26 protein-coding genes and 1 pseudogene are annotated in these 23,245 nt (G+C 64.3%); 18 read left to right on the forward strand and 9 right to left on the reverse strand.

Annotation, left to right across the window (positions count from 1 at the left end; all coding sequences use genetic code 11):
• Nucleotides 1–3: 3 nt before the first annotated feature.
• On the reverse strand, nt 4–273 hold the full coding sequence (locus P6U31_RS32780) for a helix-turn-helix domain-containing protein (protein ID WP_128928035.1): 270 nt from the start codon (nt 271–273) through the stop codon (nt 4–6).
• Nucleotides 274–398: 125 nt separating this feature from the next.
• Here P6U31_RS32780 and P6U31_RS32785 point away from each other — a divergent pair.
• A pseudogene (locus P6U31_RS32785) lies at nt 399–587 on the forward strand (MOFRL family protein); the annotation flags it as partial.
• A gap of 171 nt (nt 588–758) precedes the next feature.
• Here the strand turns inward: P6U31_RS32785 and P6U31_RS32790 are convergent.
• Nucleotides 759–1,280 carry a MarR family winged helix-turn-helix transcriptional regulator gene (locus tag P6U31_RS32790; RefSeq protein ID WP_128928036.1) on the reverse strand — a complete coding sequence of 174 codons (522 nt, stop codon included), beginning with the start codon at nt 1,278–1,280 and terminating at the stop codon, nt 759–761.
• A 176-nt stretch (nt 1,281–1,456) separates the two neighbouring features.
• Here P6U31_RS32790 and P6U31_RS32795 point away from each other — a divergent pair, with 176 nt between their 5' ends.
• Genes P6U31_RS32795 through P6U31_RS32805 form a run of 3 tightly spaced genes read left to right on the forward strand, consistent with a single transcriptional unit; the run spans nt 1,457 to nt 5,000 of the window.
• Nucleotides 1,457–2,497: a branched-chain amino acid ABC transporter permease gene (locus tag P6U31_RS32795; RefSeq protein ID WP_407185750.1), complete on the forward strand. Its 1,041-nt coding sequence runs from the start codon at nt 1,457–1,459 to the stop codon at nt 2,495–2,497.
• A 5-nt stretch (nt 2,498–2,502) separates the two neighbouring features.
• Complete coding sequence (locus P6U31_RS32800; RefSeq protein ID WP_407185751.1) at nt 2,503–4,272, forward strand: ABC transporter permease subunit; 1,770 nt, start codon at nt 2,503–2,505, stop codon at nt 4,270–4,272.
• Complete coding sequence (locus P6U31_RS32805) at nt 4,269–5,000, forward strand: ABC transporter ATP-binding protein (protein WP_407185752.1); 732 nt, start codon at nt 4,269–4,271, stop codon at nt 4,998–5,000. The genes P6U31_RS32800 and P6U31_RS32805 overlap by 4 nt, the downstream gene beginning before the upstream one ends.
• Nucleotides 5,001–5,514: 514 nt before the next feature.
• Here the strand turns inward: P6U31_RS32805 and P6U31_RS32810 are convergent.
• Nucleotides 5,515–6,144 (reverse strand): pyridoxamine 5'-phosphate oxidase family protein, encoded by a 630-nt coding sequence (locus tag P6U31_RS32810; RefSeq protein ID WP_407185753.1) that lies wholly within the window; start codon nt 6,142–6,144, stop codon nt 5,515–5,517.
• A 121-nt stretch (nt 6,145–6,265) separates the two neighbouring features.
• On the opposite strand from P6U31_RS32810, the gene P6U31_RS32815 reads away from it, so the two are divergent.
• A complete protein-coding gene (locus P6U31_RS32815) occupies nt 6,266–7,150 on the forward strand; it encodes a LysR family transcriptional regulator (RefSeq protein WP_407185754.1) in 885 nt (294 codons plus the stop codon).
• 184 nt (nt 7,151–7,334) lie between these two features.
• Here the strand turns inward: P6U31_RS32815 and P6U31_RS32820 are convergent, their stop codons facing one another.
• Together P6U31_RS32820 and pobA are read right to left on the reverse strand one after the other, a co-directional pair.
• On the reverse strand, nt 7,335–7,754 hold the full coding sequence (locus tag P6U31_RS32820) for a PaaI family thioesterase (RefSeq protein ID WP_407185755.1): 420 nt from the start codon (nt 7,752–7,754) through the stop codon (nt 7,335–7,337).
• Nucleotides 7,755–7,986: 232 nt separating this feature from the next.
• Complete coding sequence (gene pobA / locus P6U31_RS32825; protein WP_407185756.1) at nt 7,987–9,156, reverse strand: 4-hydroxybenzoate 3-monooxygenase; 1,170 nt, start codon at nt 9,154–9,156, stop codon at nt 7,987–7,989.
• A gap of 265 nt (nt 9,157–9,421) precedes the next feature.
• Here pobA and P6U31_RS32830 point away from each other — a divergent pair, with 265 nt between their 5' ends.
• The 11 genes from P6U31_RS32830 (at nt 9,422) to P6U31_RS32880 (ending at nt 18,964) form a co-directional block, all read left to right on the forward strand.
• Nucleotides 9,422–10,438 (forward strand): TRAP transporter substrate-binding protein, encoded by a 1,017-nt coding sequence (locus P6U31_RS32830; protein WP_407185757.1) that lies wholly within the window; start codon nt 9,422–9,424, stop codon nt 10,436–10,438.
• Nucleotides 10,439–10,646: 208 nt separating this feature from the next.
• On the forward strand, nt 10,647–11,156 hold the full coding sequence (locus P6U31_RS32835) for a TRAP transporter small permease (RefSeq protein ID WP_407185758.1): 510 nt from the start codon (nt 10,647–10,649) through the stop codon (nt 11,154–11,156).
• 2 nt (nt 11,157–11,158) lie between these two features.
• Nucleotides 11,159–12,478, forward strand: coding sequence for a TRAP transporter large permease (locus P6U31_RS32840; protein ID WP_407185759.1), 1,320 nt, complete (start codon nt 11,159–11,161; stop codon nt 12,476–12,478).
• 12 nt (nt 12,479–12,490) lie between these two features.
• The gene (locus P6U31_RS32845; protein WP_407185760.1) at nt 12,491–12,952 is read left to right on the forward strand and encodes a DUF3237 domain-containing protein; all 462 of its coding nucleotides are present in this window, start codon (nt 12,491–12,493) and stop codon (nt 12,950–12,952) included.
• Between the two features lie 44 nt (nt 12,953–12,996).
• Nucleotides 12,997–13,185 carry a type II toxin-antitoxin system HicA family toxin gene (locus P6U31_RS32850; protein ID WP_407185761.1) on the forward strand — a complete coding sequence of 63 codons (189 nt, stop codon included), beginning with the start codon at nt 12,997–12,999 and terminating at the stop codon, nt 13,183–13,185.
• Nucleotides 13,186–13,190: 5 nt separating this feature from the next.
• Nucleotides 13,191–13,589: a type II toxin-antitoxin system HicB family antitoxin gene (locus tag P6U31_RS32855; RefSeq protein ID WP_407185762.1), complete on the forward strand. Its 399-nt coding sequence runs from the start codon at nt 13,191–13,193 to the stop codon at nt 13,587–13,589.
• Between the two features lie 239 nt (nt 13,590–13,828).
• The gene (locus P6U31_RS32860) at nt 13,829–14,638 is read left to right on the forward strand and encodes a crotonase/enoyl-CoA hydratase family protein (RefSeq protein WP_407185763.1); all 810 of its coding nucleotides are present in this window, start codon (nt 13,829–13,831) and stop codon (nt 14,636–14,638) included.
• Nucleotides 14,635–16,518: a feruloyl-CoA synthase gene (locus P6U31_RS32865; protein WP_407185764.1), complete on the forward strand. Its 1,884-nt coding sequence runs from the start codon at nt 14,635–14,637 to the stop codon at nt 16,516–16,518. The genes P6U31_RS32860 and P6U31_RS32865 overlap by 4 nt, the downstream gene beginning before the upstream one ends.
• Before the next feature lie 25 nt (nt 16,519–16,543).
• Nucleotides 16,544–17,305 carry an SDR family NAD(P)-dependent oxidoreductase gene (locus P6U31_RS32870; RefSeq protein WP_407185765.1) on the forward strand — a complete coding sequence of 254 codons (762 nt, stop codon included), beginning with the start codon at nt 16,544–16,546 and terminating at the stop codon, nt 17,303–17,305.
• Between the two features lie 10 nt (nt 17,306–17,315).
• The gene (locus P6U31_RS32875) at nt 17,316–17,735 is read left to right on the forward strand and encodes an acyl-CoA thioesterase (protein WP_407185766.1); all 420 of its coding nucleotides are present in this window, start codon (nt 17,316–17,318) and stop codon (nt 17,733–17,735) included.
• A 77-nt stretch (nt 17,736–17,812) separates the two neighbouring features.
• A complete protein-coding gene (locus tag P6U31_RS32880) occupies nt 17,813–18,964 on the forward strand; it encodes an ABC transporter substrate-binding protein (protein WP_407185767.1) in 1,152 nt (383 codons plus the stop codon).
• Nucleotides 18,965–19,755: 791 nt separating this feature from the next.
• On the opposite strand, the gene P6U31_RS32885 is transcribed toward P6U31_RS32880, so the two are convergent.
• Together P6U31_RS32885 and P6U31_RS32890 are read right to left on the reverse strand one after the other, a co-directional pair.
• On the reverse strand, nt 19,756–20,484 hold the full coding sequence (locus P6U31_RS32885) for a glutathione S-transferase family protein (RefSeq protein WP_407185768.1): 729 nt from the start codon (nt 20,482–20,484) through the stop codon (nt 19,756–19,758).
• Between the two features lie 33 nt (nt 20,485–20,517).
• Nucleotides 20,518–20,778, reverse strand: coding sequence for a hypothetical protein (locus tag P6U31_RS32890; RefSeq protein ID WP_407185769.1), 261 nt, complete (start codon nt 20,776–20,778; stop codon nt 20,518–20,520).
• A gap of 112 nt (nt 20,779–20,890) precedes the next feature.
• Here P6U31_RS32890 and P6U31_RS32895 point away from each other — a divergent pair, with 112 nt between their 5' ends.
• Together P6U31_RS32895 and P6U31_RS32900 are read left to right on the forward strand one after the other, a co-directional pair.
• Complete coding sequence (locus tag P6U31_RS32895) at nt 20,891–21,589, forward strand: helix-turn-helix transcriptional regulator (RefSeq protein WP_407185770.1); 699 nt, start codon at nt 20,891–20,893, stop codon at nt 21,587–21,589.
• 16 nt (nt 21,590–21,605) lie between these two features.
• Nucleotides 21,606–21,929: a YkgJ family cysteine cluster protein gene (locus P6U31_RS32900; protein WP_407190021.1), complete on the forward strand. Its 324-nt coding sequence runs from the start codon at nt 21,606–21,608 to the stop codon at nt 21,927–21,929.
• On the opposite strand, the gene P6U31_RS32905 is transcribed toward P6U31_RS32900, so the two are convergent.
• Both P6U31_RS32905 and P6U31_RS32910 read right to left on the reverse strand, forming a co-directional pair.
• On the reverse strand, nt 21,926–22,324 hold the full coding sequence (locus P6U31_RS32905; RefSeq protein ID WP_407185771.1) for a hypothetical protein: 399 nt from the start codon (nt 22,322–22,324) through the stop codon (nt 21,926–21,928). The genes P6U31_RS32900 and P6U31_RS32905 overlap by 4 nt on opposite strands.
• A 244-nt stretch (nt 22,325–22,568) precedes the next feature.
• Nucleotides 22,569–22,916, reverse strand: a complete 348-nt coding sequence (locus P6U31_RS32910; RefSeq protein WP_407190022.1) for a DUF3307 domain-containing protein — start codon at nt 22,914–22,916, stop codon at nt 22,569–22,571.
• Nucleotides 22,917–23,245: the final 329 nt, after the last annotated feature.

The following is a 23,245-nucleotide window of genomic DNA, read 5'->3' on the forward strand; positions in this document are numbered from 1 at the left end:
TCGCTATTGGCCGCCTGCGCTCGAGGGTGGAGACTTCAGCCGTACACCGCGGCCCCCGGCGCTCGACACGGCTCCCTCGGCGATCAGCTCGATGCCGGCAACCGACAGCGCCTCGACCAGCTTCACGAGGGAATCAACATTGCCGCGGATCACCCCTTCGGAGGCTTCCATGCGCTGTATCGTCGGCAGCGACAGCGAACAGCGCTGCGCGAGTTCGCGCTGGTCGATCCTGAGCAAGGCACGGGCTGCTCGAAGCTGCGCGGCGGTGATCACGGGGCAGACTGTCCGTGGCAGTTACAGCGCTTGATTTATCAAGCTTAGAGCGCACAGAATGACGTTTCAAGCATCATCTTCTAGATGCGACGCATCATTCCCGTTCGATGTGGTCCGGAGTACGCCCCCCGAACGCGTGTGGCGCGCTGATCGATGCCGCGACCTTCGCGAGGATGAAGGCGCAAGGGCTGCAGCCGCAGGCCTATCTCGACAACAACGACGCGACGACGTTCTTCCAGGCCACGCGCGATTTGCTACAGCCCGGCCCGACGCTGACGAACGTGAATGGTATCAGGGTGATTTTGGTGGATTGAGGCGCTTACCCTCCCCTGGAGGGGGAGGGTCGATCGCGCGCAGCGCGAGCGGGGTGGGGTGATCTCTCCACTCGGGCACTACTCAATGCCGAGAGACTGTCACCCCACCCCGCTACGCATCTCGCTTCGCTCATGCGTAGCGACCCTCCCCCTCCAGGGGAGGGTTACGGGTCAAAACTCGTTGGCGATCTTCGCGAGCATCCCGATCAGCGCTTCGCGGTTGGCCTGGCCGAGCAGATCGTTGAGCCGGGCTTCGTGCTTGGTGGCGACGAGCTTCTTGGCGCGGGCCAGCACGGCCTTGCCCTTGTCGGTCAGCACCAGGATGTGGGAGCGGCGGTCGTTGGTGGAGCGGATCCGGGCGCAGAGATCGCGGCTCTCGAGATTGTCGAGCATCGCGACGAAGTTCGGGCGCAGGATACCGAGGGTGGAGGCGATCTCGGTCTGGTTACGGCCGGGATTCTTCTCGACCAGCAGCAGCACGGAGAACTGCGCCGGCGTCAGCTGGAGCGAGGTCATGCAGCGCAGGAAGTTCTCGAACACCTTGAGCTGCGCGCGCTTCAGGACATAGCCGAGCTGCTCGGAGAGCTCACCGAGCTGGAGAGCTTCCGCCTGCGGCTCGCTTGCGTCCTTGCGGCCCTTGGCTGCGTCGGCCGACTTTTCGGAGGACTTTTCAGCGGTCTTGGAAACGGTCATCGCCTCGTGCTCGTAATCCCGCTAAGTTTGGGACGGGTCGTCCCCACCCTTGAAGTTATATTTGATAATTGTTATGGACCATATCAAATATCGCATGCGTTTTTCAATGGCTGTGAGCGGACCGTCCACCGCAATCGAGGGGACCGGTTCGTAATCTTTAGGGGGAGCGTCCGGTCTTGAATACCACCATCATGCTGTTCCTGGTGCAGGACGGCATCACCAATGGCGCGATCTACGCGCTGCTCGGCCTGGCGCTGGTGCTGGTATTCGCCGTCACCCGCGTCATCCTCATTCCCCAGGGCGAATTCGTCACCTATGGCGCACTGACCTATGCCTCGCTGGCCGCGGGCCAGATGCCGGGCACGGCGAAGCTCGCGCTGGCGCTCGGCATCGGCGCCTTCGCCTTCGACCTGTTCGAAGCCCGCAAGGCCCTGCATGCGCGGCTGGTGGTGCGCAGCGTCATCGTCAACATGGTGCTGCCCGCCTTCGTGCTGGCGCTGACCCTGTACTTCGCCACCCAGAAGCCACCGGTCGCGATCTGCATCGCGCTGTCCCTGGTGATCGTCGCGATGATCGGCCTCTATCTCTACCGCATCGCGTTCCAGCCGCTGGCGCACACCTCGGTGCTGGTGCTGCTGATCGCGTCGGTGGGCGTCCACCTCGCGCTGCAGGGCCTCGGCCTCCTGTTCTTCGGCGCCGAAGGCCAGCGCGGACCTGCCGTCTTGTCCGGCGCCTTCACCGCCGGCGCGCTGCGCTTCACCGGCCAGAGCATCACCGTCTACGCCATCACCGTCGCCTTCATCGTCGGGCTATGGCTGTTCTTCGGCCTGACACTTTACGGCAAGGCGCTGCGCGCGACCGCCGTGAACCGGCTGGGCGCACGGCTTGCCGGCATCCGCACCACGCTGTCGGGGCAGATCGCCTTCCTGCTGGCCTCCGTCATCGGCGCGCTGTCGGGCATCATGATCGTGCCGATCACGACGCTTTACTATGACTCGGGCTTCCTGATCGGCCTGAAGGGCTTTGTCGCCGCGATCATCGGCGGGCTCGTCAGCTATCCTCTCACCGCCGTCGCAGCGCTGGTGGTCGGCATCGTCGAAGCGTTCTCGTCCTTCTATGCCTCGAACTACAAGGAGGTGATCGTCTTCATGCTGCTGATCCCCGTGCTGCTGCTGCGCTCGCTCGCCGCGCCCGCGGTCGAGGAAGAGAAGGACTAAAGGCGATGCAGAGCCGGCTTCCCATCCTCGTCTTTGCGCTTCTCATGGCGGCGATCCCGTTTGTTCCCGGCATGCCGCCATTCTGGATCGTGCTGCTCGACAATATCGGCCTCGCCGCCCTCGTCGCGATGGGGCTCGTGCTGCTGACGGGTGTCGGCGGCTTGACCTCGTTCGGACAGGCGGCCTTCGTCGGCTTCGGCGCCTACACCACCGCAGTGCTGTCGACCGCCTACGGCCTGTCGCCCTGGCTAACGCTGCCGCTGTCGCTTGTGGTCAGCGGATCGCTGGCGGTGCTGCTCGGCCTGATCACGGTCCGCCTTTCCGGCCATTATCTGCCGCTCGGCACGCTGGCCTGGGGGCTGGGGCTGTTCTACCTGTTCAGCAAGCTTGAATTCCTCGGGCGTAACGACGGCATCTCGGCGATTCCGCCGCTGTCGATCGGCGCGTTCAAGATGCTCTCGCCCGGCTCGATCTATTACGCGATCTGGGTCGCTGTGATCCTCTCGGCGCTGCTGACCATGAACCTCTTGGATTCCCGCACCGGCCGCGCCATCCGCGCGCTGCGCCGCGGCCATGTCGCGGCGGAAGCCTTCGGCGTGCACACGCCGCGCGCCAAGCTGCTGGTGTTCATCCACGCCGCCGTTCTCGCCGGCCTCTCGGGATGGCTCTATGCGCATCTTCAGCGCGCGGTGAACCCGACGCCGTTCGGCGCGCAGGCCGGCATCGAATATCTCTTCATCGCGGTGGTCGGTGGCGCCGGCTATGTCTGGGGCGGCGTCCTGGGCGCCGCGATCGTCGTGGTGCTGAAGGAGGTGCTGCAGAGCTACCTGCCGCTGATCCTGCCCGGCTCGGGGCAGGTCGAGACCGTCGTGTTCGGTATCATGCTGGTCGCGCTGCTGCAGCTTGCGCCGGGCGGGCTCTGGCCCTGGCTGATCTCCTTCCTGCCGGAGCGCACCAATGGCAAGAAGCCCGACACCTCCCTGAAGCTCGAGCAGCGCACCCGCACGCCCGGCGAGGGCGGCATCCTCCTCCAGGTCGAAAAGGCGCGAAAGCAGTTCGGCGGCGTGGTCGCAGTCAACAACGTCTCCTTCGATGTCCAGGCGCGCGAGATCGTCGCGCTGATCGGCCCGAACGGCGCCGGCAAGAGCACGACCTTCAACCTGATCACCGGCGTGCTGTCGGCAACATCAGGCTCGGTCTCGGTGCTGGGCAAGAAGGTCGACAAGGCGCCGCCGCAGGAGATCGTCAAGCTCGGCATCAGCAGGACCTTCCAGCACGTCAAGCTGGTCCCCGACATGACCGTGCTGGAGAACGTCGCGATCGGCGCCCATTTGCGCGGCCATGCCGGGCCGATCTCCTCGATGCTGCGGCTCGACCGCGCCGACGAGGCCAAGCTGCTCGCGGAAGCCGCGCGCCAGATCGAGCGCGTCGGCCTCACCGAGCAGATGCACCAGCTCGCAGGCTCGCTCTCGCTCGGCCAGCAGCGCATCGTCGAGATCGCACGCGCCCTCTGCGTCGATCCGATGCTGCTGCTGCTCGACGAGCCGGCCGCGGGCCTCCGCCACATGGAGAAGCAGCGTTTAGCTGCGCTGCTGCGTGAGCTGCGCGACGGCGGCATGTCCGTCCTTCTGGTCGAGCACGACATGGGCTTCGTCATGAACCTTGCCGACCGCATCGTGGTGCTCGATTTCGGCACCAAGATCGCGGAAGGCACACCCGCCACGATCAAGACCAATCCCGAAGTGATCAAGGCCTATCTCGGAGTGGCGGCATGAGCGCGCTGTTGTCCGTCACCGACGCCCACGTCGCCTATGGCAAGGTCGAGGCGGTGCGCTCGGTCTCGCTCGAGGTCGGCGCGAATGAGATCGTCACCATCGTCGGCGCCAACGGCGCCGGCAAGACCACGCTGCTGTCCGCCATCATGGGCATCCTGCCGCTGAAAGGCCGCGTCGCCTTTGCGGGGCAGGATCTCGCCCGGCTCGACATCGAGGACCGCGTCGCGATGGGACTCGGCCTCGTTCCCGAGCACCGCGAATTGTTCGTCACCATGAATGTCGAGGACAATCTCGAGCTGGGTGCCTTCCGCATCGAGCGCAGCAGGGCGAAGGCCTCGATCGAGCGGGTCTACACGCTGTTTCCGCGGCTGAAGGAGCGGCGCAAGCAGCTCGCCGGCACGCTCTCCGGCGGCGAGCAGCAGATGCTGGCGATGGGCCGCGCGCTGATGGGCGAGCCGAAGCTCTTGATGCTGGACGAGCCGAGCCTCGGCCTTGCTCCGATCATCGTCGCCGACATTTTCCGCATCGTCACCGAGCTGCGTGCCAGCGGCGTTTCCGTGCTGCTGGTCGAGCAGAACGCGCAGGCCGCGCTGAAGATCGCGGACCAGGCCTATGTGATGGAGCTCGGCGAGTTCGTGCTCAGCGGCAAGGCCAGCGACATCGCGGCGAACGAGCGGGTGGCGGCGAGCTATCTCGGCTTCCAGCACGAAGGCGCGAGTGCGTTGTAACGCTTACCCTCCCCCTCCAGGCAGCAGGGCAATCGCATATGGTGAGCACGATGCGGCGGCAGTGGCAGTCGGCTCCCTCTCCCGCTTGCGGGGGAGGGCTGGGGTGAGGGCTGTCTCCGCATTGGGATTGCTAGAAATCGCGGAAGATGCCCCCGAGTGGCGAAAACCCTCACCCGCCGCGCTCTGCGAGCGCGTCGGCCTCTCCCGCAAGCGGGAGAGGCGGAGCAAGCCCGCGGCCTCGCGAAATCCATATGCGACAGCCCTGCTCCAGGCAGGGGAATCGCATGTGGCTCTTTGCACGAGCTGAGCGCGCGCCTCGTCCTTCGAGACGCCCGCTTAGCGGTCTCCTCAGGACGAGGCTAAGCGGCATCGGAGCCCGTCGAAACCAGCGAAACGCACTCGGTGCTCATCCTGAGGGCCCGCCAAGGCGGGCGTCTCGAAGGAGGGCCGCACGCGACATCACTCTCATATGCGATAGCCCTCCCCCTCCTGGGGAGGGTAAGTGAGCGCGGGGTTACGGAACTCTTGTCCTCTTGTCCCCCCTCAACACCGCGACCTCTGCCTCCAGCTCAGCAATCCGCGCGTCCCTTGCCGCCAGCGCGGCTGCGACATCTGCCGCATCGAACTTCTGCGGAATGTGCTGCGGGCAGTTGGTGTCCCATGCCGCGATCTTGAACAGGATTACCTGCTCCGGCCGCGCACGGTAGCCCTTCGGCATCAGCGATGTCGTCAGCGCCTCGTCGTCCTCTACGATTCGCGCTTCGCCCCAGATCTTCACCCGGCGGCGATGGGCGTAGTCCATCACGAAGATGTAGGCTCTTGGATTCTCCGACAGGTTGCCTTGCGTGATGAACTGCTGGTTGCCGGCATAGTCGGCGAAAGCCAGCGTCTGCTTGTCCAGCACCTTGAGGAAGCCCTTCGGGCCGCCGCGGTGCTGGATATAGGGCTGGCCGTCGGCCGCGGCGGTGGCGAAATAGAAGCTGTTGGCATCGGCCAGAAAGGCCGAGAGGCTGTCGTCGACCTCGGTGCGCCAGCCCCGTTGCTCGCTCCGCGCATAGGCCTCGCGTGAGCCCTTGCGGGCCTGGATCGCCTTCACCGCCGGCGAGAACGCGACGTCGCTGGCGTAGGTGCGAACTGCTGTCATCGGAACGTCTCCTGAAATTCCGGCGCATCGCTGCGTCTTCGCCACCAAAGATGGATTTTCCGGCGGCTAGAACAATCTGCTCGCTTGACACTTCATAATTGCGATATATGCAATAATTGCAATGGACCGCCTCGAAGCCATGCATGTCTTCGTCACCGTCGCCGATCTGCGCGGCTTCGCGCCGGCGGCGCGCAAGCTGCGGCTGTCCCCTTCGGCGGTGACGCGGATGATCGCGGCCCTGGAGGAGCATCTCGGCGCGCGGCTGCTGCAGCGAACGACGCGGCAGGTGAGGTTGACCGACGTCGGCACGCGCTACCTCGAACGTATCAGGCGCATCCTCGCCGATGTCGAGGAGGCCGACGGCTCCGCGCGGGAGGAGCGCAACCGGCCGAGCGGACGGCTCGTGGTATCGGCGCCTGTCGGCTTCGGCCGCCTGCATGTCGGGCCGGTCATGACCGCCTATCTCAAGCGGTATTCCGAGGTCGCCTGCGAATTGCGGCTGTCCGACCATCTCGTCAACCTCGTCGAGGATGCCGTCGACGCCGCGGTGCGGATCGGTCACCTCGCCGATTCCTCGCTGGTGGCGCGCCAGGTCGGCGAGATGCGGCGGATCGTGGTGGCCTCGCCCGGCTATCTCAAGCGCCATGGCGAGCCGAAGACGCCGGAGGCTTTGGCCGAGCACCAGACCATCCAGTTCGGCCCGTCCGCCAGCTGGCATTTCATCCGAGACGGCCGCGAGGTCGAGGTGATAACGGCGCCGCGCTTCACCAGCAACAGCGCCGACGCGGCGCTGCAATATGCCGAGGCTGGCGGCGGCGTGACAAGGGTGCTGGCCTATCAGGCCGCGGAGGGGCTGAAGCGCGGACGGCTGAAGATCGTGCTGGCGAAATATGAGCAGCCGGCGCTGCCGATCCACATCGTCTATCCGACCTCGCGCCTGCTCTCGGCGAAGGTGCGCGCGTTCATCGATCTCGTGGTGGAGACGACGGAGTGGCGTTTCGGGTAGGTCTCGTGTCCCGGACGCGGTGCGTCCGAGATACGCGTGCTAAGTGTGCCGCACCGCTATCTCCACATCGTCATTGCGAGCGCAGCGAAGCAATCCAGGACTGCCACTGCGGAAAGACTCTGGATTGCTTCGCTGCGCTCGCAACGGCGGAGCAAAGGTCACACTGCGGCCCGCCGCACGAGAGTTACCCCTTCTTCGGCACAACGCGGAACGTGCCACTCGCCCGCGCGATCACGACGTCGTCGGCCTTGATCAGGCACTGCGCGAAACAGATCGTCTTGCCGGTCTTGATCACGTCGCTCTCGATCGAACACCATTGGCCGATCTCGGCAGAACCGACGAAATCGACCGAGAGCGAGACCGTCACGAACGAAATGGTCCAGCCCGTCGCCTGCGCGCAGCTATAGCCCAGGGCGTTGTCGGCGAGCGCGGTGATGAGGCCGCCATGGATGAGGCCGCGGCCGTTGGTGTGCGGCTTCGCCAGCCGCAGGCCGATGATGACGGCCTTGTCCGTCGTCTTCGCGTAGAGTGGCTCCCAGGGCTCGGTGAGGGGGCTCTTGCGAAAGAGCGGCTCGAAGCCGGCGGGGATGTCGGTGGAGGTCATGGCTGTCTCGCGTGTCGTTGGCTGCCGCCATTGAACGCGATGTGGATGACAGTTTCACCGCCTACAAAGTTTTAAACGGGATTTGCGCGGGTGTTTGAAATGGATGGTGTCGCAAGGCACCGATCCCGCAGGGTGGGCAAAGCGAAGCGTGCCCACGCGCTTTCGCGATGATAGGAGGATCGTGGGCACGGCGCTTTGCGCCTTTGCCCACCCCACGGCACCGTTGTCCGCCCTAGAACGGCAGCCCCACATAATTCTCCGACAGCGACGTCATCGCCGCCTGCGACTGCGTGACGTAGTCGAGCTCGGCGAGCTGGATGCGCGCGCCGATCGTGCCGGTGTCGGGGAATTTGTGCAGCATCGAGGTCATCCACCAGGAGAAGCGCACGGCTTTCCAGACGCGCGCCAGCGCCTTGGTCGAATAGGCATCGATGCCGGCGCTCGATTTCTCGTCGTAGAATTCCCGCAGGGCGCTCGACAGATAATGCGCGTCGCTGGCGGCGAGGTTCAGGCCCTTGGCGCCGGTCGGCGGCACGATGTGGGCGGCGTCGCCGCACAGGAACATCCTGCCGAAGCGCATCGGCTCGGCAACAAAGCTGCGTAGGGGCGCGATGCTCTTCTCGATCGAGGGACCGGTGACGAGGCTGTCGGCGGCCTCCTGATCGAGCCGGCGCTTCAGCTCGTCCCAGAAGCGGTCGTCGGGCCATTGCTCGACATGGTCATCCAGCGAGCACTGCACGTAATAGCGGCTGCGCTTCATCGAGCGCATGGTGCAGAGCGCAAAGCCACGGGCGTGGTTGGAGTAGATCAGCTCGTGGCTGACCGGCGGGGTATCCGACAAGATGCCGAGCCAGCCGAACGGATAGACCCGCTCGAACTCCTCGATCGCCGAGGCCGGCACGCTGGCGCGGCTGACGCCGTGGAAACCGTCGCAGCCGGCGATGAAGTCGCAGTCGATCGCGTGGGTAACGCCATCCTTGACGTAAGTTACGCGCGGGTGACCGCCATCGAAATCATGCGGCTGGACGTCCTTGGCCTCGTAGACCGAGACGAGGCCCGCGGCCTTGCGCGCATTCATCAGGTCGAGCGTGACCTCGGTCTGGCCATAGATCATGACCGTCTTGCCGGTCGCGCCCTTCATGTCGATGCGGTGACGGCGGCCGGAAAAAGCCAGCTCGATGCCTTCGTGCACCAGGCCTTCGGCATGTGCCCGGGTCCCCGCGCCGATCTGGTCGAGCAGGGCGACGGTTCCCTCCTCCAGGAGGCCGGCGCGGATACGCCCAAGCACGTAATCCGGGCTCTGCCGCTCCAGAATGACATTGTCGATGCCGTAAGCGTGCAGCAATTGCCCAAGCAACAATCCGGCCGGCCCGGCCCCGATGATTGCGACCTTTGTCCGCAATACTTGCTCCTCCCGATCCTGTAGGCTTTCGTCGCGGCCCGCTTGTCGCTTCAAGGCGCGCAGGATAATTATACCATATAACGGTTGGGCAAAAGGGGAGCGCGGGTCGCCGCGAGCGGCGACGAATCCATGCAACAGGGCTGACGGTGAGGATGCGACAGAGGTGCGCGCCAGTTCCGGCTTGAACACGTCCGCCATTTAGATAACATGTTAATTAATGAGACCGGGCCATCGAAGCCCGCCGTCGACAACAGGGAGAGACGTGATGAGGAAAGCCTGTCTGGCGTTGCTGCTGGCAGCAAGCGTGACGCCTGCGTTTGCGCAGGACAAGACCTTCGATCTGAAGATCTCGCACTGGGTGCCGGCCTCGCATCCGCTGCAGAAGTCGCTGGAAGACTGGGCCGCGGCGGTCGAGAAGGATTCCGGCGGCACCATCAAGGGCAAGGTGTTTCCCGCCCAGCAGCTCGGCAAGGCGTTCGACCATTACGACATGGCGCGCGACGGCATCGCCGACGTCACCTATGTCAATCCCGGCTATCAGCCCGGCCGCTTCCCGATCGTGGGCGCCGGCGAGCTGCCGTTCCTGATCTCGGACGCCAAGGGCGGCTCGATGGGGCTGGACGCCTGGTATCGCAAATATGCCGAGAAGGAGATGAAGGACGTCAAATACTGCCTCGCCTTCGTCCACTCGCCCTCCTCCTTCCATTCCAAGACCAAGAAGATCGTCAACCCCGAAGACGTGAAGGGCATGAAGATCCGCCCGGCGCACGCCACCATGGCGAACTTCGTCACAGCCCTCGGCGGCACCAACGTGCAATCCTCGGCACCGGAAGTGCGCGACATCATCGAGCGCGGCGTCGCCGACGGCGTCACTTTCCCCTGGGGCTCCCTGGTGCTGTTCGGCATCGACAAGGTGACCAAGTACGACATGGAGGCGCCGCTCTACACCACGACCTTCGTGTTCGTGATCAACAAGGACAAGTACAACGCGATGTCCGACAAGCAGAAGGCCGCGATCGACAAGAACTGCTCGGTCGAGATGGCGGGCGCGGTCGGCGAGCATTGGGGCAAGTTCGAAGACGCCGGCATCGACAAGGTGAAGGCGGAATCCGGCCACGAGGTCTACAAGCTGACGGCCGAGCAGACCGCCGCCTGGAAGAAGGCCGCCGAGCCGCTGGTGAAGACCTGGGCCGACGGCGCCAAGAAAGCTGGCGCCGATCCGGACGCGGCGCTGACCGAGCTCAAGGCGTCGCTGAAGAAGTACAACGCGCTGGCGGAGTGAGGCGCAGCAGCGGCCACGCGCTCACTGCACCTCTCCCGCTTGCGAGAGGTCGCGCCGAAGCCGCGGGTGAGGGCTCTCTCCTCTTGGGGGCTCTCGATTGTGGAAGCACCCTCTCCCCAACCCTCCCCCGCAAGCGGGGAAGGGAGCGCACCTCCGTCGCGGACAAACTGAACCCGGCTTCGCTGGATTTAGATAGGAATCTTCCACCATGAAGCGCTCCTGGATGGATCGCGTGATCGACTCGATCGAATGGATCGCGGCCGGCTTCGTCGGCATCGTCGCGCTCGACATCTTCCTGTCGGTGCTGCTGCGCAACACACTGAACTACTCGATCCCCGACAGCTTCGACATCGGCCGCATGCTGCTCGGCATCCTCATCTTCTGGGGCATCGCGGCGACCTCCTATCGCGGCACCCACATCACGGTGGATCTGGTCTGGGGCAATGTCGGGCCGCGCTATCAGCGCTGGATCGACGTGTTCGCCACTCTGGTGCTGCTGTTCGTGGTGACGGTGCAGACCTGGACTTTGTTCGACAAGGTGCGCGGCACCTACAACGACAACGTCCAGACCTTCGACATGCACATGCCAACCTGGCCGTTCTTCGCGATCGCCTGGATCGGCGACGTCTCCGCCGTGCTGCTGATCGCGATCCGCACCTACCGGCTGATATTCCATCCCGAAGACATGCACGATCCCAAATTGAAGGCGACGGAGTAATCATGAGCACCGATGCCGTCGCCTTAATCGGCTTCGTTTCCTTATTTCTCCTGATGCTCTTGCGCGTGCCCGTCGGCATGGCCATGGGCCTCGTCGGCGTCTCCGGTTTCGCCTATCTCGTCAACGGCAATGCGGCGCTGAAGCTGGTCGGCCAGACCTCGATGCGCACGGTCACCGACTACACGTTCGGCGTCATCCCGATGTTCCTGCTGATGGGCTCGTTCGTGTCCAATTCCGGCATGAGCCGCGAGCTGTTCCGCGCCGCCAATGGTTTCGTCGGCCATTTGCGCGGCGGCCTCGGCATCGCCACCGTCGGCGCCTGCGGCGGCTTTGCCGCGATCTGCGGCTCGTCGGTCGCGACCGCCGCGACCTTCTCCGCCGTTGCCTATCCGGAGATGCGCCGCTTCGGCTATCCGCAATCGTTCGCCACCGGCGTGATCGCGGCGGGCGGCACGCTGGGCGCGATGCTGCCGCCCTCCACCGTGCTCGCGGTCTACGGCATCATCACCGAGCAGGACATCGGAAAGCTCTTCATCGCCGGCATCATCCCGGGCCTGCTGGCGATGTCGATGTACATGATCACGATCTTCCTGATTGATTATTTCCGCCCGGACTTCCTGCCCAAGGGCAAGGTGACGCCGTGGCGCGAGCGCTTTGCGGGCCTGAAGGAGATCTGGGCGCCGGTGCTGCTGTTCGTGTTCGTGATCGGCGGCCTCTACGGCCTGCCCTTCCTGCCGCGCTTCACCCCGACCGAGGCCGGCGGCGTCGGCGCCGCCGGCGCCTTCATCATCGGCGTGCTGACGGGCCGCCTAGGCCGCGAGAAGATCCTCGCCTCGCTGCTGCAGGCGACGCGCACCGCGGCCGCCGTCTTCACCGTGCTGATCGGCGCGCTGATCTTCGGCTATTTCCTGACTGTGACGCAGACGCCGCAGAAGGTGACGGAATTCCTCACCGGCCTCGGCCTCGGCAGCTACGGCGTGCTGGCGCTGATCATGGTGATGTATCTCGTGCTCGGCTGCCTGATGGACGCCATGGCAATGATCATCCTCACCGTGCCGATCATCTTCCCCGTCATCACGCATCTCGGCTTCGACCCGATCTGGTTCGGCGTCATCATCGTCATGACCGTCGAGCTCGGCCTGATCCATCCTCCGGTCGGCATGAACGTCTTCGTCATCAAGAGCGTGGTGAAGGACGTCTCCTTCTCCACGATCTTCAAGGGCGTGATCCCCTTCGTGGTGACCGACCTGATCCGCCTCGTGATCCTGATCGCCTTCCCGCTGCTGGCGACCTGGCTGCCGACGCGGATGATGGCGAACTGAAGAGGTGAAGCGATGACCACGCCAACGTTAGAAACCAAATACGTCTTCACCATCACCGCCCGCATCGGCGACGTCGTCAGCGCCGGCGAGACCGGGATCGGTGTGCGCCGCATCATTCCGATCATCGGCGGCGAGGTGACGGGCGCGATCTCCGGCAAGGTGCTGCCGTTCGGTGCCGACTTCCAGACCATTCGCCCGAACGAGCTGATTGATCTCGAAGCCAAGTACGCCTTCGAGACCGGCGACGGCGCGATCGTCTATGTCGAGAACAGGGGCATGCGCTTCGGGCCCGTCGAGCTGCTGCAGAAGCTCAAGCGCGGCGAGCCGGTCGACCCCAAGCTGATCTATTTCCGCACCGTGCCGAAATTCGAGACGGGGCACGCGAAGTATCGCTGGCTGATGGAGCACATTTTCGTGGGCTCAGCCGCGCGGCACGCGGACCGGGTGGTAATCGACGTGCATCAGGTGATGTGAGCTCAAGATTGACAGTTTCTGCTCGATGTGTATAAATACACACAATGAATAGCCGGGAAATTGTCTCGGCCCTTCGGAGGGATGGCTGGGTCCAAGTGGCTCAAAAAGACAGCCACGTCCAATTCAAGCACCCCACGAAAAAGGGCCGCGTTACGGTCCCTCATCCAAAGCGGGATGTCCCGCTCGGGACACTGAAGAGCCTTGAACAGCAATCCGGCTTGAAGCTGAGGTGAGCGTCATGCGCCATTACATCGGTCTGATTCACAAGGATGCCGACAGCGATTTCGGCGTTTCGTTTCCCGATCTGCCGGGCCTCGTGACCGCAGGAACTACGCTCGACCAGGCGCGCGACATGGCCGAAGAAGCGCTAGCGTTTCATCTCGAAGGCATGGCGAACGACGGAGAGGCGATTCCGGAGCCGTCGTCACTTGAGGAGATCATGTCGGATCCGGAGAACCGCTCCGGCGTCGCCATTTTGGTATCGGTGAAGAACGAGCAGCCCAAGATCGTGCGTGTCAATGTCACCCTGCCCGGCGATGTGCTGGAGCAGATCGACAAATATGCCGAAGCCCACGGTTACACGCGATCGGGCTTGCTCGCGCAGGCGGCGAAGAAGCTGATGAGCGACGCCGCTTGACGTGTCGGACAGGTCGCAAGGTGGTGTGACTTCGTCCTTGCGAGGAGCTCGTGACAAAATTGCGAGGCAATCCTGCACTGAAGCGACGAGGCAATCCAGACCCGCCTGCACGGAATAGACTTGATCGCTTCGCTTTGCCCCCAATGACGAAGGATGCGGCCATGCCCGCGCATTGAGCGCCCCCTCCTTGACTCCCCCAGAAATCGTTATACAACATAACTATTCTGACAAGGACGCAAATGACACAGGGAAACGCCGAGACCGCTGAGGCGGGTGCCTCCGGGCTATTGAAGATCGAGAGGGTGGACCGGGTGCTGACCGTGGGTCTGAACCGGCCGGCCAAGCGCAATGCGCTCAACGACGGCATCATCCTGGAAATCGGCGAATGTTTCGCGTCCCTGCCCGAGGATATCGGCGCGGTCGTCATCCACGGCATCGGCGATCATTTCTCCAGCGGCCTCGATCTCTCCGAATTGACCGAGCATGACGCGACCGGCGGCCTGCTGCATTCCCAGATGTGGCACCGGGTGTTCGACCGCATCCAGTACAGCCGCGTGCCCGTGATCGCGGCGCTGAGGGGCGCCGTGATCGGCGGCGGGCTGGAGCTGGCCTGCTCGGCGCATATCCGCGTCGCCGAGCCCTCGACCTATTTCGCACTGCCGGAGGGACAGCGCGGCATCTTCGTCGGCGGCGGCGGCTCGGTGCGGCTGCCGCGGCTGATCGGCGTCGCCAGGATGATGGACATGATGCTGACCGGCCGCGTCTACAGCGCGACGGAAGGCGCCTCCTACGGCTTCGCGCAATATGTGACGGAAACCGGCAACGCGCTCGGCAAGGCGATGGAGCTTGCGACCAAGGTCGCGTCCAACGCGCCGCTGACGAATTTCGCCGTGCTTCAGGCGCTGCCGATGATCGCTGAGGCCAATCCGCAGACCGGCCTGCTGATGGAGTCGCTGATGGCGACCGTGGCGCAGAGCGACAAGGAGGCGAAACGACGGATCCGCGAATTCCTCGAACACAAGACCGCGAAGGTGAAGCCCAAGTCATGAGCGCGCAGCCGTCCTCTTCCAGCATGGAGCGCGGCGCGAGCACTTCTCCGCTGCGACCCATCTCGTTCGGCGATCCCGCCGTCAACATCGAGCGGCGCGACGACGGCACCATCTATCTCAGGCCGAAGCAGCCGCTCGGCGACTATCCCGTGCGCATCACCGATCGCCTGCATCACTGGGCGACGACGACCCCGGACCGCGTCTTCATGGCCGAGCGCGAAGGCGGGCGCGGCTGGCGCAAGCTGACTTACGCCGAGCTTCTCATAGCGAGCCGGCACATTGCATCGGGCCTGATTGCGCGCGGCCTGTCCGCGGAGCGGCCGGTCGTCATCCTCTCCGGCAACTCGATCGACCACGCCTTGCTTGCCTTCGGCGCGTTCTATGCCGGCATTCCGTTCTGCCCGGTGTCGCCGGCCTATTCGCTGGTGTCGAAGGACTACGGCAAGCTGTCCTACCTGATGAAGCTGCTGACGCCCGGGCTCGTCTTCGCCGAGGACGCCGACAAGTTCGCCGACGCGCTCACCGCCAATGTCTCGCTCGGCACCGAGATCGCCACGTCCTATGGCGGCGTGCCGGGCCGCGACGTCACCCTGCTCGCCGACCTGATGGCGACGCCGATTCGCAGTGACCTCGACGAGGTCCACGGCCGGATCGGCCCCGACACGATCGCGAAATTCCTGCTGACCTCGGGCTCGACCGGCAATCCCAAGGCCGTCATCAACACCCAGCGCATGATCTGCGCCAACCAGGTGATGCTGCGCGAGACGCTCGCCTTCCTGAAGGACGAGCCGCCCGTCATCGTCGATTGGCTGCCCTGGAATCACACCTTCGGCGGCAATCACAATATCGGACTGACGCTCTACAATGGCGGCTCGATGTATCTGGACGCCGGCAAGCCGATGCCCGGTGGCATCGAGGAGACCGTGCGCAATCTCCAGGAGATCTCGCCGACGGTCTATTTCAACGTGCCCAAGGGCTATGAATCGCTGCTGCCCTATCTGCGCGACGACCAGGGCCTGCGGGCAAAATTCTTCGACCGGCTGCACGCGATGTTCTTCTCGGGCGCCGCGCTCTCGCCATTCATCTGGGACAGCCTCGACGAGCTCGCGGTGAAGGAGAAAGGCTACCGCGTGCCGATGCTGACCGGCTTGGGGGCGACCGAGACCGCGCCGTTCTTCATGTCGGTCAACCCGCGCACCAGCCGCTCCGGCCATGTCGGCCTTCCCGTCTCCGGCAACGACGCCAAGCTGGTGCCGAACAACGGCAAGCTGGAGGTGCGCGCCAAGGGGCCAAACGTCATGCCCGGCTATTGGCGGCAGCCCGACATCAGCGCGAAATCCTTCGACGAGGAAGGATTCTACAAGATGGGCGATGCGCTCAAGCCGTCTGACCCCGACGATCTCAACGCCGGATTCGATTTCGACGGCCGTGTCGGTGAAGACTTCAAGCTCGCCAGCGGCACCTGGGTCAGCGTCGGCCCGTTGCGCGCGCGCCTCACGGCGGCCTGCGCGCCACTGGTGCGAGACGTCGTCATCGCCGGCATCAACCGCGACGAAATCTCCGCCCTCGTCGTGCTCGACCTCGACGGCTGCCGGCTGATCAACCCGACGCTGCCGACCGACGACCTCGTCGTCGCGACGCGCGACCGGCTGGTGCGCGAAGCCTTCCGCGAGCGGCTGACCCGCTTCCTCAGCCAGGCCACCGGCTCCTCGACCCGGATCACGCGCGCCATCCTGATGGACGAGCCGCTCTCGATCGACAAGGGCGAGGTCACCGACAAGGGCTCGATCAATCAGCGCGCGGTGCTCGAGCATCGCGCCGAATTGATCGAGGAGCTCTACGCTGCCAATCCGTCCAACCGTGTGATATCGGTCGGATAAGAAATCACCGCTATAGGAGAACGCCATGTTGTTGAAGGATCAGGCAGCCATCGTCACCGGCGGCGCATCGGGACTGGGCGCGGCCACCGCGCGGAAGCTGGCGGCGCAGGGCGCCAAAGTCGCGGTCTGCGATCTCAATACCAAGCTTGCCGAGACGGTCGCTGCCGAGATCAAGGGCGTTGCGATCACCTGTGACGTCTCCGATGCCGCTTCGGCCGAAGCTGCGATCGCGCAGGCTAGCAAGGCCCACGGTCCGGCCCGCGTGCTGGTCAATTGCGCCGGCATCGGCGTCGCCAAGCGCGTGGTCGGCCGCGACGGCCCGATGGCCCTCGCCGATTTCGACAAGGTGATCAAGGTCAATCTGATCGGCACCTTCAATATGCTGCGCCTCGCCGCCACCGAGATGTCCAAGCTCGAGCCGCAGGCCACGGGCGAGCGCGGCGTCATCATCAACACCGCCTCCGTCGCCGCCTATGACGGCCAGATCGGCCAATCCGCCTATTCGGCGTCCAAGGGCGGCATCGTCGGCATGACGCTGCCGATCGCGCGCGAGCTGGCGCAGTTCGGCATCCGCGTGCTGACCATCGCACCCGGCCTGTTCCTGACCCCGCTGCTCGCCAACCTGCCGCAGGAAGCCCAGGATTCGCTCGCTGCCGCGATCCCCTTCCCGCGCCGGCTCGGCCAGGCCGACGAATTCGCCGCGCTCGCGCTGCACATGGTCGAGAACGCGTATCTGAACGGCGAAGTGGTGCGCCTCGACGGCTCGCTGCGCATGGCGCCGAAGTAAGGCGCGATACATGTTCGTGAACCGGCGCGAGGTCCAGATCCAGTGGGGCGATTGCGACCCCGCCAACATCGTCTACTACCCGCGCTATTTCGCGATGTTCGACGATTCGACCTCGATCCTGTTCGAGGTCGCCGGTTTCTCCAAGCAGGATCTGGTCCGCAAATACGGCCTGGTGGGCATCCCCATGGTCGACACGCGGGCCAAATTCTACATCCCCTCGACCTATGGCGACTGGATCACCATCGAAACGAAGATCGAGAGCATCAAGCGCTCGAGCTTCGAGGTGAAGCACAACGTCTACAAGGGCGAGGCGCTGGCGATTGAAGGCTTTGAGACCCGCGTGCTGGTCGGCCGCGATCCCGTTAACCCCGACAAGCTGAAATCGGCACCATTCCCGGCGGAAATGGTAGCCAAATTTACGGGAAGCTAAATCGCCGCATCACCAAAAGACGGGGCTGAATTACCCCCGGATTTCTGCTTTCAAAGAAAACGTCAAGGGAGGAATAGATGAAACGCTTTTACCTGACTGCCGCGATTGCCGCGGCGACGCTCGTCCTGCCGGCTTTGCCCGCGCTCGCCCAGACCAGCGAAATCACCATCGGCATCACCACCACCACGACCGGGCCCGGCGCGGCGCTGGGCATTCCCGAGCGTAACGCCTTGGAATTCGTGCCGAAGGAAATCGGCGGCGTGCCGCTGAAGGTGATCGTGCTCGATGACGGCGGCGACCCCACCACCGCGACCACCAACGCCCGCCGTTTCGTGACCGAATCCAAGGCCGACATCATCATGGGCTCGGCGCTGACGCCGCCGACCATCGCGGTCTCCAACGTCGCCAATGAAGCCGGCATTCCGCACTTTGGCCTGGCGCCCTTCCCGATCACGCCCGAGCGCATGAAATGGTCGGTAGCGATGCCGCAGCCGATTCCGATCGTCGGCAAGGTGCTGTACGATCACATGAAGGCCAAGGGCGTGAAGACGCTCGGTTATATCGGCTATTCCGACTCCTATGGCGACCTCTGGTTCAACGACCTCAAGGCCCAGGCCGTGCCGATGGGCATGACCATCGTCGACGAGGAGCGCTTTGCCCGTCCCGACACGTCGGTGACCGGACAGGTGCTGAAGCTGGTTGCCGCCAATCCCGACGCGATCCTGGTCGGAGCCTCCGGCACTGCGGCCGCGCTGCCGCAGACCGAGCTGCGCGAACGCGGCTACAAGGGCCTGATCTACCAGACTCATGGTGCCGCCAGCATGGACTTCATCCGCATCGCCGGCAAAGCGGCGGAGGGCGTTCTGATGGCTTCGGGCCCGGTGATGGACCCGGAGGATCAACCGGACAGCGCACTCACCAAGAAGCCGGGCCTCGCACTCAACTCGGCCTATGAGGCCAAGTACGGCCCGAACAGCCGCAGCCAGTTCGCCGGCCATTCCTACGACGCCTTCGAGATCCTGAAGCGTGTCGTGCCCGTGGCGCTGAAGACGGCCAAGCCCGGCACGCCGGAATTCCGCGAAGCCATCCGTCAGGCGCTGCTGTCGGAGAAGGACCTCGCGGCGAGCCAGGGCGTCTACAACTTCACTGAAAAGGATCGCTACGGCGTCGACGAACGCGCCCGCATCCTGCTCACGGTGAAGGACGGCAAGTACTCATTGGTGAAGTGAGGGCGGCGCGACTCTTGAGACGACGAGAGCCGGCCCGATGGGCCGGCTCTTTTCGTTTGGGCGAGCAAGAGCGAGTGCCGCGAAGCAGAAATCAAATCCTACGCAGGGCCAACAACACCGCGCTCTCCGTTCCCTCCCCCTTGTGGGGCAGGGCAATCGCATATGGATTTCGCGAGGACCGCGGGCTTGCTCCGCCTCTCCCGCTTGCGGGAGAGGCCGACGCGCTCGCAGAGCGCGGCGGGTGAGGGTTTTCGCCACTCGGGGCATCTTCCGCAATTTCTAGCAATCCCAATGCGGAGACAGCCCCCACCCCAGCCCTCCTCCGCAAGCGGGAGAGGGAGCCGACTGCCACTGCCGCCGCATCGCGCACACCATATGCGATTGCTCTGCCTTGTGGGGAGGGTAGGGAGGGGGTGCCACACGGGGATTCCTTCCGTCACGCACCCGCCTCCATACACCATCATCAAGCAGCACCCTTTGCTGGGCTACCCCTCTCCTAGCCCTCCCCCACAAGGCAGGGCTATCGCATTTGAGAGCTTTTCCCTGCGGCCATCCTTCGAGACGCCCCGCTTTAGGCGGGCTCCTCAGGATGAGGACTGAGTACGTGGCTGCAGTTTCAACGGGCACTGACGCCGATTAGCCTCATGCTGAGGAGGCGCGTAAGCGCCGTCTCGAAGGACGAGGCGTGCGCGCAGGCCACCGCAACAAGTCATATGCGATAGCCCTCCCCCACAAGGGGGGAGGGAACGCACCTCTTTCGGGGCGCGAGCGGAGATTCATCGCAGCAAGCCTCAAGCCGCCTGCCGCAGCGGGATCCAGGCGAACTCGGGGTAGTACGTGTCCATCATGCGGTCGACGTAAGCGGTGAGATTTGGAAAGCCCTCGGCGCGCTGGCGCAGGGCGGATTCGAAGAAGGGCGTCAGGATCCCCGCGAGCATTCCGAAGGCGGTGGCATCGACGCCGCAGGGCTTGTTGCCCATCAGGTACGCCTTGTCGCCGAGCTGCACCGACAGCGCGAACAGCGAGCGCACGGCGAGGTCGACGTCGTCATCAGGCGCGTGGCGGCCGAGGCCCGAGAGCAGATAGTTCTCGGCGACGCGGAATTGCGCGTCCTCGCGCAGCTTCTCGCGGTTGTGCTCCGGTGCGCCATCGAAGAAATGCGCAGGCCCCTTGGCGAAATTGACCGGATCGACCCAGCGCGCCCCGACCAGCGCCCAGTAGATATGGTGCTCGACCATCCGCTCGAACGCCCAGGCCTGCGCACGCTCGCCCAGCGTGAGACCGGCATCGAAATCGAAGCCGTAGCGGCGCTCGATATGGGCACGGATGAAGGTGGAATCAGCCACCGCCTCACCGCCGTCGTCGATGAACGGCAGTTGCCCCTTCGGCGAGGCCGGCGGCATCGCCCGTTCCTTTCGATAGGGCAGTCCCGCCATCTTGAGCTGCACCTCGGTCTTGGTGACGAAGGGACTGATTTCAGGCAGGCCGAAGCCGGTGCCAAAGCCGTAAAGCGTGATCATGCGATCTCTCCTGGACCTGCGAGGTTTGGGAACCTAGTGACCTGCTGCTGCCACCATGGTGGCAGCAGCCGTGATATCTTCTGCGAAACGGGCCCCTCGCCAGGCGCGGCCCATGACGTGGCGGACCAGCGCGTTCGCGGCCTGGGTCAGCGAGCGTTCAACCAGGCTTGCGAGGGCAAACCGGAGGTCGACGGCCATGAGATCGAGCGAAACGAGGCGGCCGACCACCGATGCGGACCACGCCTGTGCCCGCAGCATCGGAACGGCCGGGCCGAAACGGGTTGGAATGATCATGGACAAATCCTCTTCAGTCGCTGTGTTGTCCCGGTATAGAACTCCCCTGCTGCCAACATCCTGTCAGCAGCCGCGCGCCACTTTCTGAAAGACCACCGATAAGAGAATTGTCATGAGACGCGCCGACCGGCTGTTTCAGATCATCCAGGTGCTGAGGCGCACGCGTAAGCCGCTGACGGCGGATGCCATCGCGGCGGAGCTCGAGACCTCGAAGCGCACGATCTATCGCGACATCGCAACGCTGATCGGCCAGCGCGTGCCGATCCGCGGCGAAGCCGGCATGGGCTACATCCTCGAAAAGGGTTTCGACCTGCCGCCCTTGATGCTGACGCCCGACGAGATCGAGGCGGCCGTGCTGGGCGCGCAATGGGTCGCCGGCCACGCCGATTCGGCGCTGGCGCGCGCGGCCGAAGATCTGATGGCCAAGATCGCCGACACCGTGCCCGAGCGCCTGCGTCCCTTCGTGCTGGAGCCGGCGAGCCGCGCGCGCCCGAGCTGGAACAGGGAGCCGGACCGCCTGGACATGGTGCGCACTCGCACCCAGATCCACGAGGGCAAGAAGATCATGCTGCGCTATCGCGACGAGCAGGGCCGCGCCAGCGAGCGCATGATCTGGCCGATCTCGATCGGCTATCTCGAAGCCGTGCGGCTGCTTGCAGCCTGGTGCGAGCTGCGCAGCGACTTCCGCAGCTTCCGGACCGACCGCGTGGTAGAGGCGAGCTACCTCGACGAGAAATATCCTGAACGACGCGACGTGCTGCGCGCCAGATGGCGGCAGAGCCTGGTCTGGGGTCCGCCCAAGGATACATGAAGGGCACGTGACGAGGATGCAGGAGAGCTCCCCCATCGATCTGTCGAGCTGTTGCCAGAGCTGCGGTGCGTGCTGCGGCTATTCGGCCAATTGGCCGCGATTCTCGATCGAGAGCGACGAGGAGCTGGCGGCAATTCCGGAGACGCTGGTCAACGAACGCCAATCCGGCATGCGCTGCGACGGCGATCGCTGCGCGGCCCTGCAGGGGGAAATCGGGAAAGCGACCGCGTGCGGTATCTATGCGATGCGGCCGGAGGTGTGCCGCACCTGCATGCCGGGCGATGCCGAATGCGCGATGGCGCGGCGGAAGTTCGGACTGCCTGTGATCGCGAGCGCTTAGGCGGGAACTGCTTCGCTGATCTCGTCGTCGAACTCGTCCTCGAGCGGTGCGAGCACCGAGAGCGGCTTGGTCGACAGCGTGATCGGCTTGCGGCCGCCCGACAGTGACGGCGAGGATTTCGCCGTGGCTTGGCGCGACAACGCATGGAGCGTCGAGCCGACGCGGCCACCGTTCTCGATCAGGTCGCGCTCGCTGCAGCTCGCTGCGATCGCAACCGCCAGCGAGTGCAGGTGGCTGCGGCGGTAGCAGAACAACGCCAGCCTGGCGCGGACGTCAGGGGAAACACTCTCAACAAGCCTCGGCAGGCCGCTCTCGCTGGCGCGATACATCTCGCCAAGGAGCTCGTCGCGGACCGGGCAGAAATCGCTTTCAAAGACGTCGCGGCTTGAAAACATTGCAGTTCTCCCTCGTGGGAAGAAAATGCAGCGCAATTCGCTAATGAAAGGTTAACCACGCTGCCCGGTAGTCACCCGGGGTGCTTGCGCGTGGACCGCGAATCAGAGGCGCCGTCCATTATGTTGGAGGAGTTGGAGCATGAAGATTGTGACTCCGTCATTCCGGGGCGGTCCGCGGGACCGAACCCGGAATCTCGAGATTCCGGGTTCTCGCTTCGCGAGCCCCGGAATGACTGCGTAGCAGTCAGTTCGTCGCCATGAAGATGGAGAGCCCGAAACCGGTGAGATGGTGCAGGGCCTGGTCGACGCCGATCAAGGTCCAGAACCAGGGATGCGCGAGGTCGACACCGAAATTCGCCGAGACGAATCCCTTGGCACGGTCGATCGTGATGTGGATCACGAAGTCGATCAGCGCCACGAACCAGAATTTCGGCGCCACGATCAGGATCAGCGGCAGCGCAACCGCAAGGTGAACGAGGCAGTGCACCAGAAGCGGCAGTGCCCAGCCGTGCTTCTGGTCCTTGCCGTGCGCCATCCAGGCGGTCTGGAGCACGAAATCTGCGATGACGTGCTTGAAGGTGAGCAGCAACATCCAGCCAATGAGCGCTTCGACCGGAACCGCCGATGACATGGGTGGAAACGACAAAGCTGACGCCCTCATTGACGTGACAAGAATAACTGGAGCGTTCAGCGCAACTTCTTCTTGGACCAGTTCTGGACCGGTCAAATCGCCGGGACGAGCGATTTATGACATCTCCCGCGGCGGAATGCAGCCGGGGGGAACCGGAAAATCGTCAAGTGTGGCTAACTGGTGATAGGATGACCAATCGCCGCGGACGCGTCGCGTAAGGTTACCGTCGGCTCGAAATTTGCTTTCCGCAACCGCCGCGCTATCATTGAAGTAGAGAATATCGTTCTTTT

It is taken from the genome of Bradyrhizobium centrosematis, from assembly GCF_045571495.1.
GTDB classification, from domain to species: domain Bacteria; phylum Pseudomonadota; class Alphaproteobacteria; order Rhizobiales; family Xanthobacteraceae; genus Bradyrhizobium; species Bradyrhizobium centrosematis.

What these genes read in the sequence shown, in the direction of transcription:
- P6U31_RS32790 (WP_128928036.1), bottom strand. Translation starts at nt 1,280, where the DNA reads ATGACCGTTTCCAAGACCGCTGAAAAGTCCTCCGAAAAGTCGGCCGAC.
- P6U31_RS32800 (WP_407185751.1), top strand. Translation starts at nt 2,503, where the DNA reads ATGCAGAGCCGGCTTCCCATCCTCGTCTTTGCGCTTCTCATGGCGGCG.
- P6U31_RS32805 (WP_407185752.1), top strand. Translation starts at nt 4,269, where the DNA reads ATGAGCGCGCTGTTGTCCGTCACCGACGCCCACGTCGCCTATGGCAAG.
- P6U31_RS32810 (WP_407185753.1), bottom strand. Translation starts at nt 6,144, where the DNA reads ATGACAGCAGTTCGCACCTACGCCAGCGACGTCGCGTTCTCGCCGGCG.
- P6U31_RS32815 (WP_407185754.1), top strand. Translation starts at nt 6,266, where the DNA reads ATGGACCGCCTCGAAGCCATGCATGTCTTCGTCACCGTCGCCGATCTG.
- P6U31_RS32820 (WP_407185755.1), bottom strand. Translation starts at nt 7,754, where the DNA reads ATGACCTCCACCGACATCCCCGCCGGCTTCGAGCCGCTCTTTCGCAAG.
- P6U31_RS32830 (WP_407185757.1), top strand. Translation starts at nt 9,422, where the DNA reads ATGAGGAAAGCCTGTCTGGCGTTGCTGCTGGCAGCAAGCGTGACGCCT.
- P6U31_RS32835 (WP_407185758.1), top strand. Translation starts at nt 10,647, where the DNA reads ATGAAGCGCTCCTGGATGGATCGCGTGATCGACTCGATCGAATGGATC.
- P6U31_RS32840 (WP_407185759.1), top strand. Translation starts at nt 11,159, where the DNA reads ATGAGCACCGATGCCGTCGCCTTAATCGGCTTCGTTTCCTTATTTCTC.
- P6U31_RS32845 (WP_407185760.1), top strand. Translation starts at nt 12,491, where the DNA reads ATGACCACGCCAACGTTAGAAACCAAATACGTCTTCACCATCACCGCC.
- P6U31_RS32850 (WP_407185761.1), top strand. Translation starts at nt 12,997, where the DNA reads ATGAATAGCCGGGAAATTGTCTCGGCCCTTCGGAGGGATGGCTGGGTC.
- P6U31_RS32855 (WP_407185762.1), top strand. Translation starts at nt 13,191, where the DNA reads ATGCGCCATTACATCGGTCTGATTCACAAGGATGCCGACAGCGATTTC.
- P6U31_RS32860 (WP_407185763.1), top strand. Translation starts at nt 13,829, where the DNA reads ATGACACAGGGAAACGCCGAGACCGCTGAGGCGGGTGCCTCCGGGCTA.
- P6U31_RS32865 (WP_407185764.1), top strand. Translation starts at nt 14,635, where the DNA reads ATGAGCGCGCAGCCGTCCTCTTCCAGCATGGAGCGCGGCGCGAGCACT.
- P6U31_RS32870 (WP_407185765.1), top strand. Translation starts at nt 16,544, where the DNA reads ATGTTGTTGAAGGATCAGGCAGCCATCGTCACCGGCGGCGCATCGGGA.
- P6U31_RS32875 (WP_407185766.1), top strand. Translation starts at nt 17,316, where the DNA reads ATGTTCGTGAACCGGCGCGAGGTCCAGATCCAGTGGGGCGATTGCGAC.
- P6U31_RS32880 (WP_407185767.1), top strand. Translation starts at nt 17,813, where the DNA reads ATGAAACGCTTTTACCTGACTGCCGCGATTGCCGCGGCGACGCTCGTC.
- P6U31_RS32885 (WP_407185768.1), bottom strand. Translation starts at nt 20,484, where the DNA reads ATGATCACGCTTTACGGCTTTGGCACCGGCTTCGGCCTGCCTGAAATC.
- P6U31_RS32890 (WP_407185769.1), bottom strand. Translation starts at nt 20,778, where the DNA reads ATGATCATTCCAACCCGTTTCGGCCCGGCCGTTCCGATGCTGCGGGCA.
- P6U31_RS32895 (WP_407185770.1), top strand. Translation starts at nt 20,891, where the DNA reads ATGAGACGCGCCGACCGGCTGTTTCAGATCATCCAGGTGCTGAGGCGC.
- P6U31_RS32900 (WP_407190021.1), top strand. Translation starts at nt 21,606, where the DNA reads ATGCAGGAGAGCTCCCCCATCGATCTGTCGAGCTGTTGCCAGAGCTGC.
- P6U31_RS32905 (WP_407185771.1), bottom strand. Translation starts at nt 22,324, where the DNA reads ATGTTTTCAAGCCGCGACGTCTTTGAAAGCGATTTCTGCCCGGTCCGC.
- P6U31_RS32910 (WP_407190022.1), bottom strand. Translation starts at nt 22,916, where the DNA reads ATGTTGCTGCTCACCTTCAAGCACGTCATCGCAGATTTCGTGCTCCAG.